Here is a 7,433-nt window from a genome sequence, read left to right on the forward strand (position 1 = left end):
GACAGCTCTTACGGGTGAGGTTATACTGATAAGAGATATAACGAGACTCAGGGAGATGGAAATGCAGTATGAGAGGAACAAGAGATTGATTGCCATGGGAGAGATGGCTGCTCATATAGTGCATGAGATAAGGAATCCCCTCTGCAGTATAGAGCTTTTTGCCACGATGCTTGAAAAGGAGATTCTTACTGATAGGGGCAAGGAATTATCAAGGGGTATATCATCAGGTATCAGAAGTCTTAATACAATACTTACCAATATGCTTATTTTTGCAAGACCGGGGAGTATAAATCCGAGACCTATAAGTTCTTCAGATATATTAAGCGGGGTGTTTCAGATGTTAGGGCCGATACTTAATTCAAGCAATGTGACCGTACACTGCTCCAAGAATGAATTTTTGCTTATGGGAGACAGGGAACTTTTAATACAGGCAATCCTTAATATCGTGATAAATGCCATTCAGGCAATGCCAGAAGGAGGAACTGTCTGGATAAATGTATATGAAGGAGATGGATTGGTTAATTTTTCAATCAGAGATACAGGCAGGGGTATAGAACCGGAGATAATGGACAGAATATTTGATCCCTTTTTTACAACAAAGGACAATGGAACTGGTTTGGGTCTTGCCATCACAGCAAAAATTATTCAGGCCCATGGAGGTCTTATAAATGTAAATAGCGAACCTGGCAGGGGAAGTGAATTCATATTATCATTGCCGAAGAGGGAGGAAGAAAAAACAGAGGTCTCAACAAAAAAGGGCCATTCTCTTATTACTGACCTCTGAGTTATCTTCTGGAGGTTTGGATGTCAAAAAATAATAGCTCCATACTTATAGTGGATGATGATCTTCAGATGAGGAATGCCCTTAGTGAAGCAGTAAGGAGCCTTGGCTATATGGCTGACATTTCCGATAACGGAAATTCCGCGATTGAGAAGTTAAAACAGAAAGCCTATTCACTCGTAATAACTGATATGAAAATGCCGGGCATGGATGGTATAGGACTCATAAGAGAGATAAGAAGGATAGCAGGAAATCTTCCTGTGCTTGTTATCACAGGATATGGAACAGTGGAGAATGCTGTTCTTGCAATGAAGAGTGGAGCAACGGATTATCTTATGAAACCCTTCTCCTTTGATGTGCTCAGAAGAGCTATAGAATCAGTGATAGAAAATACACCTACCGATAAAGAAGTCATAACGGAAAATCCTGAGCTAAAAAAAATACTGTCCATAGCAGATGAGCTCGCTAAGAGTGATATCACAGTTCTTATCACAGGAGAGAGCGGTACCGGCAAAGAACTCCTTGCAAGGTATATCTACAGAAGGAGCAGGAGGTCAAAGGGACCTTTTGTAGCTGTTAACTGTGCAGCTATTCCCGAAAACCTTCTTGAATCAGAACTCTTTGGCTATGAAAAAGGTGCCTTCACCGGAGCCGTTGAAAGAAAGAAAGGAAAATTTGAACTTGCTCATGAGGGTGTTATTCTGCTTGATGAGATCGGAGAGATGCCTCTTCAGCTACAGGCAAAGCTTTTGAGGGTGCTGCAGGAAAGGGTTATAGAAAGGATAGGCGGTACAAGAACCATACCGGTTGATGTACGGGTTATTGCAACAACAAACAGAGACCTTCAGAGGGAGATAAGGGAAGGAAGATTCAGAGAAGACCTTTATTATCGATTGAGTGTCTTTCCAATAAAGCTACCACCTCTCAGGGAAAGGCCTGAGGATATACCTCTTTTGAGTATGAAATTTCTTGAAAGGTTTTCGAAGGAAGCATCAAAGGAGATAAGGGGTTTTACAGAGGAAGCCATGAATATACTAATGGCCAGACAGTNGAGGGGAAATGTCAGGGAACTTGAGAACGTTATTCAGCGGGCTGTTTTTCTCTGCAGGTCAGATTTTATAGGGCCACAGGACCTCATGTTTGAAGAGGAGGAGAGATTTTTAAGAACCGGAAAAATAAGAGATCTTGAAAAGGAATTGATACTCAAGACCCTTGAGGAGACAAAGGGTAACAAGAGCCTCGCTGCAAAGCTTCTAGGCGTAAGCGTAAGGACAATAAGGAATAAGCTTGCACAGTACAGGCAGGAATTTCCTGATGGGAAAAAATTTCCTGTTTCAGACCCGTAAGCTGGAGTTTTTTGAATGGCATAAAATTTGAATTAAGGAGAGCAGGATGGCTGACGGTTTCAGAATACTTGAGGAGATTCTCAGATTTGCCGGTATAAGGCACAACCTTATAGTGTCCAATATAGCCAATGTTGATACACCTGGTTACAGGGCAAAGGATATAGAGTTTAAAAATTTGCTCAATCATGAAATGATTGAGCTCACTGTTACCTCTCAGAGACACATTTCCTCAGGCAACCAAGGTTCAAAGCTTGATATACAGGAGGATGAAAAAGGTGCATGGAAGGATAAAAACAACGTAGAACTTGACAGAGAGGTGGCAAAGCTTACAGAGAATGCCCTTTTATATGAAGCAGGTCTTAATATGCTTTCGGCAAAGATAAGGATGTTTAAAAATGCACTGAGGAGGCAGTTATGAAAACCTTTGGGGTTCTTGAAGTCGTAGCATCCTCTCTTCAGGCACAGAGGGAGAGGATGAATACAATTGTTTCAAACATGGCAAATGTACATACAACAAGGACAGAGGAGGGAGGACCTTACAGGCGAAAGGATGTACTTTTTACTGTAAAAGAGATTGAGGCAGGTAATGAGGTGCTTGAGGGTGTTCAGGTTGCCGGAATAATAAGAGACAGTTCACCGTTCAAAATAGTATATGACCCCGGACATCCTGATGCTGATGAGAATGGATTTGTAAAACTTCCTAATGTAGAGGTTCTTGAAGAAATGGTTAACATGCTCATGACCTTCAGGGCTTATGAGGCATCCATAGCGGCATTCAATACTTCAAAGAGCATGTTTATGAAACTCCTTGAGCTTGGAAGATTTTAAAAGTGGAGGTTTGAGATATGTCCGAGATAAGGGTAAATAATCTTCTGCATGTAAGAGAGAATCCATCAACAGTAAAGAGTGAAGACAGAGGAGATTCCTTTTCCCTTCTTTTAAGAGAGGCTATAGGGAAACTCGAGCAGATACAGTCTGATGCAGACAGAGCTGTCAGGGAACTTGCCACTGGTGGTGATATAACACAGGCAGTAATAGCTATGCAGAAGGCTGAACTCTCCTTTCAATTAATGATAGAGGTAAGGAACAGGCTGCTCAGTGCCTATGAAGAGATACAGAGGATGCAGGTCTGATGGCATCGCTAAATAATATTCAGCAATGGTTGAATTCCATGCCCCTTAAGAAAAAGGTTATGCTTGGGTTTATCCTTTTGATGACCGCGGGAAGCATTATTCTCTTTCTCTCGTGGTCACAGCGTGTGGATTATCAGGTTCTTTATTCAAACCTCTCTGATGAAGACAGTGGCATGATAATCCAGAAGCTCAAGGAGATGAGGGTTCCCTACAGGGTAACACCGGGAGGGATCATGGTGCCTTCAGACAGGGTATACAGTCTCCGGCTTGAGCTTGCTTCTCAAGGACTTCCTCAAGGCGGTGGCGTTGGTTTTGAGATTTTTGATAAAAGGGATTTTACTATGACAGATTTTGTTCAGAAGCTCAATTATCAGAGAGCACTACAGGGAGAGCTTTCAAGAACGATAAGGAGTCTTCAGGAGGTTGAGCAATGCAGGGTTCATCTTGCTATTCCTGAGAAAGGCCTTTTTACAAGAGAGGAAGAAAGACCGAAGGCATCAGTTTTTTTAAAACTGAAACCCGGAAGAAGACTCTCCCATTCTCAGATACAGGGTATAGTCCATCTTGTTTCAAGCAGTGTTGATGGTCTCAGCCCGGATGATGTGACTGTTGTTGACAGCAGGGGGGAACTTCTCACATCTCCCAGAAAAGATACCCTCATCTCTCTTACTCAGAACCAGATAGAATTCCAGCAGGCTGTTGAAAAGGAACTTGAAGAAAGGGTAGTAGCAATTCTTGAGCCTGTTGTAGGAAGGGGAAAGGTCAGGGCAAAGGCTTCCGCACAGATAGACTTTACAAAAACGGAAAAGACAGAAGAGATATATGATCCAGACAGTCAGGTTGTAAGAAGCGAACAAAAGCATATTGAAAGATCTAGCAAGACATCCCCTGGTGGCACACCAGGTGTTTCATCAAATATTCCAGGAAAAACGGGTGCTGACCTTACTGCTAATTCCTATTCAGAGAAAAAGAGCGAGACAGTAAATTATGAGATAAACAAGATCATGAGTCATACAGTGATACTGCCTGGAGAGATAAAGAGGCTGAGTGTTGTTGCTCTTGTTGATGGATCTTATATTAATTCAGAGGGCGGAGGAAAAAAATACATTCCTAGGACCGAAGAGGAATTAAAGAAGTTTGAAGCCATGGTAAAGAATGCTGTTGGCTTTGTGGCAAAAAGAGGAGATGATGTAAGGGTCATAAATATGCCCTTCCACGAGGACTATATCCAGAAAGAAGAGACGGAAGAACCTGCAAGGGAGATAATGCCAGTGGTTATAACAGGTTTCAGATATACTCTTCCTCTTCTGGCACTGCTGCTTTTATTTCTTTTAGTTATAAGACCCATACTGAAGGCCATCTTATCTCCACCTGTACCAGTGATAAAAGAATTACCTAGAACAGTTGCGGAGCTTGAAAGACAGATGGTGCAACAGGGGCTATCAAGACCTGACATAATTGAGTGGGCAAGAAATAATCCTCAGAAGGCAGCTCAAATTATAAAGGGATGGATTGAGGAGAGATAATGGCGCTTGGTGGATACGAAAAGGCTGCACTCTTCCTGATATCCCTTGGTGAGGAAGTAGCATCAGAGGTTCTGAAGGGACTTGATCCGCAGACAGTCAGGGAGCTCACCATTCATATGAATAGGCTCAGGAAGGTTAGGAAGTCACAGCTTGATGAGGTAATAAAAGAGGCTTCGGAGATAATTGAAAAGGGTGATATTCCAGTATCAGGTACAGATTTCCTTAAAAATGTTCTGCCCAGGGGTCTCGGTGAAGAAAGGGCGAGGTATATTCTTGATATGGCTTCAAAGGACAGTCCATCCGAGCTCTTCAACGGTATCGAACCAAAAGGTCTTGCCACAATTCTTCAGAATGAACATCCCCAGACAGCAGCAATGGCGTTAAGCCTCATGGAACCCGAAAGGGCAGCGAGGGTTCTGGGATTTTTTCCTGAGAGATTGAGAGCAGAGATTGCCTTAAGGGTGGCATCAATAGAAAGGATTCCCGAGGAGGCTATAGAAGAGTTAAGGGAGGTTCTGAAGGTCAGGCTTGAGAGCATTAAGGGCAGGGGAAAGGAGCTTAAAGGTCCAAAAGTACTCGCAGATATATTGAATTATTGTGATAAGACAACCGAGCAGATAGTCTTTGAAAAGATTGAAGAGCACGACACGGAACTCGCAGATCAGGTTAAGGAGATGCTATTTGTTTTTGAAGACCTTGTGAATATTGATGACAGGTCAATTCAGCTTATACTTAAGGAGGTATCCACTGATGACCTGGCTATTGCCCTAAAAACAGCACCTGAGGTAATGAAGGAAAAGATATTCAGGAACATGTCCCAGAGAGCAGCACAGATACTTAAAGATGAAATGGAGGCCAAAGGACCGGTAAGGGTTTCTGATGTAGAGAAAGCACAGAAGAATATTGTGAGTGTTGCAAGAAGACTAGACAAAGAAGGAAGGATAATCCTTGGCAGGGGAGGAGAAAAGATTGTGGTATAGAAGAAAGATAGAAAACTTAGAAAATCTTTCTGATTTCAGGCCTCCTGTTTTTGAGGAGTCACTCAAAATAGGTCAGAGGATTGAGGATATTGAAAGGGAAGCCTATGAGAGGGGATTTGAACAAGGAAGAAGGGCAGGCCTTGAACTCGCAGAAAAAGAGGCAAAAGTGATTATAGATAAACTAGAGGAACTGGTCACGGAATTCATTTCCCATAAAGAAGAGATTAAAAGATCCATAAAACCACTAATTATTGAACTTTCGGTATCAATTGCAAGAAAACTCATAATGAAGGAAATAGAAAAAGAACCGGAGATTGTTGTAAGACTCACAGAGGAGGCAATCAAAAAGATAGAGAAACAGGGAAAAGTTAGAATAAAGATAAATCCCCTTCTTAAAGAAATTTTTGAGAAGGCTAGCCCGGGTCTTCTGAGGCTTCATGAGGAGATAGTTATTGACATAGACCCATCCCTTCCTCCCTACAGTTCAGAAGTTATAAGCGAGACACAGGAAATTGTCACTGATACAGATGAACAGTTAAGAAACCTGATAAGGGAACTTTCTGAAAGGCTTTGATATTTGATGATTGATTTAAAATCAATAGAAAAAAAGATTCAGGATATTGATACCCTTCATGTATATGGAAGGATTCAGGAGATAACAGGCCTTCTGATTAAAGCAACTGGCATAAATCCTGTGATTGGAGAATCCTGCAGGATAATGTCTGAACAGGGATCTCTATCATCAGAGGTTGTAGGTTTCAGGGATGGAAAGATACTCCTGATGGCAACAGATGAGATGGCTGATATAAGACCGGGAGCAAGGATTCTTTCTGAAGGAAAGAGAAGTTCTGTAAAGGTATCAGAATCCCTTATTGGAAGGATCATAAATGCAAAGGGTGAACCAGTAGATGGAAAAGGTCCTGTTCATGGTAAGGATTACCCAATAACAGGTTATAAAGACAATCCGCTGGTAAGAAAAAGGATAACAGAACCTCTTGATCTTGGGATAAGGGTGATTAACGGGCTTTTCACCTGCGGAAAGGGTCAGAGAATCGGCATTATGGCAGGCTCAGGAGTTGGGAAGAGTGTACTAATGGGCATGATAGCGAGATATACGGAGGCACCTGTTACGGTTATAGCACTTATAGGTGAAAGGGCAAGGGAGGTGAAGGATTTCATAGATAAAGACCTAGGAGAAAAGGGCCTAAAAAAGTCAGTTGTTGTTGTATCCACCGCACGGGAAACTCCCCTCTTAAAGGTGAGGGCTGCCTTAACAGCAACAGCCATTGCCGAATATTTTAGAGACAGGGGATGTGATGTTCTTCTGCTAATGGATTCTCTAACAAGAGTTGCCCAGGCACAGAGGGAGATCGGGCTTGCAACAGGAGAGCCACCTGCATCAAAGGGATATACTCCCTCTGTATTTGCTCTGATTCCAGGACTCCTTGAGAGGGCAGGTAATTTTGAAAGGGGTTCTATAACAGGCATATACACAGTGCTTGTAGAGGGAGATGATCTTACAGACCCGGTGGCAGATGCTGCGAGGGCAATACTTGATGGCCATATAGTACTTTCAAGAGAGCTGGCAATGGAAGGACTTTATCCAGCAGTGGATGTGCTTCAGAGCATAAGCAGGCTCATGCCTGACCTTGTTCCTGTCTCTTATA

The 7,433-nt window shown here is 42.5% G+C and carries 9 protein-coding genes; all 9 read left to right on the forward strand.

All coding sequences use genetic code 11. From position 1 onward, the window contains the following. The coding region (locus N2257_09805) for an ATP-binding protein (GenBank protein ID MCX7794676.1) at positions 1–784 on the forward strand (784 nt) is incomplete at its 5' end. 20 nt (positions 785–804) lie between these two features. Continuing rightward, positions 805–2,127 (forward strand): sigma-54 dependent transcriptional regulator, encoded by a 1,323-nt coding sequence (locus tag N2257_09810; GenBank protein ID MCX7794677.1) that lies wholly within the window; start codon positions 805–807, stop codon positions 2,125–2,127. 46 nt (positions 2,128–2,173) lie between these two features. Next, a complete protein-coding gene (gene flgB / locus N2257_09815; protein MCX7794678.1) occupies positions 2,174–2,545 on the forward strand; it encodes a flagellar basal body rod protein FlgB in 372 nt (123 codons plus the stop codon). Further along, on the forward strand, positions 2,542–2,955 hold the full coding sequence (gene flgC / locus N2257_09820) for a flagellar basal body rod protein FlgC (GenBank protein ID MCX7794679.1): 414 nt from the start codon (positions 2,542–2,544) through the stop codon (positions 2,953–2,955). The genes flgB and flgC overlap by 4 nt, the downstream gene beginning before the upstream one ends. A 17-nt stretch (positions 2,956–2,972) precedes the next feature. Then, positions 2,973–3,260 carry a flagellar hook-basal body complex protein FliE gene (gene fliE, locus N2257_09825; GenBank protein MCX7794680.1) on the forward strand — a complete coding sequence of 96 codons (288 nt, stop codon included), beginning with the start codon at positions 2,973–2,975 and terminating at the stop codon, positions 3,258–3,260. Further along, entirely contained in the window at positions 3,260–4,786 is a 1,527-nt protein-coding gene (gene fliF, locus N2257_09830; GenBank protein ID MCX7794681.1) for a flagellar basal-body MS-ring/collar protein FliF, read from the forward strand. The genes fliE and fliF overlap by 1 nt, the downstream gene beginning before the upstream one ends. Further along, positions 4,786–5,766 (forward strand): flagellar motor switch protein FliG, encoded by a 981-nt coding sequence (gene fliG, locus N2257_09835; protein MCX7794682.1) that lies wholly within the window; start codon positions 4,786–4,788, stop codon positions 5,764–5,766. Before fliF ends, fliG begins: the two co-directional genes overlap by 1 nt. Continuing rightward, a complete protein-coding gene (locus N2257_09840) occupies positions 5,756–6,340 on the forward strand; it encodes a FliH/SctL family protein (protein MCX7794683.1) in 585 nt (194 codons plus the stop codon). The genes fliG and N2257_09840 overlap by 11 nt, the downstream gene beginning before the upstream one ends. Positions 6,341–6,346: 6 nt before the next feature. Further along, positions 6,347–7,433, forward strand: a 1,087-nt coding sequence (locus N2257_09845; protein MCX7794684.1) for a FliI/YscN family ATPase, incomplete at its 3' end; no start/stop codon positions are given.

The sequence above is a fragment of the Thermodesulfovibrionales bacterium genome (genome assembly GCA_026417875.1).
Classification (GTDB): domain Bacteria; phylum Nitrospirota; class Thermodesulfovibrionia; order Thermodesulfovibrionales; family CALJEL01; genus CALJEL01.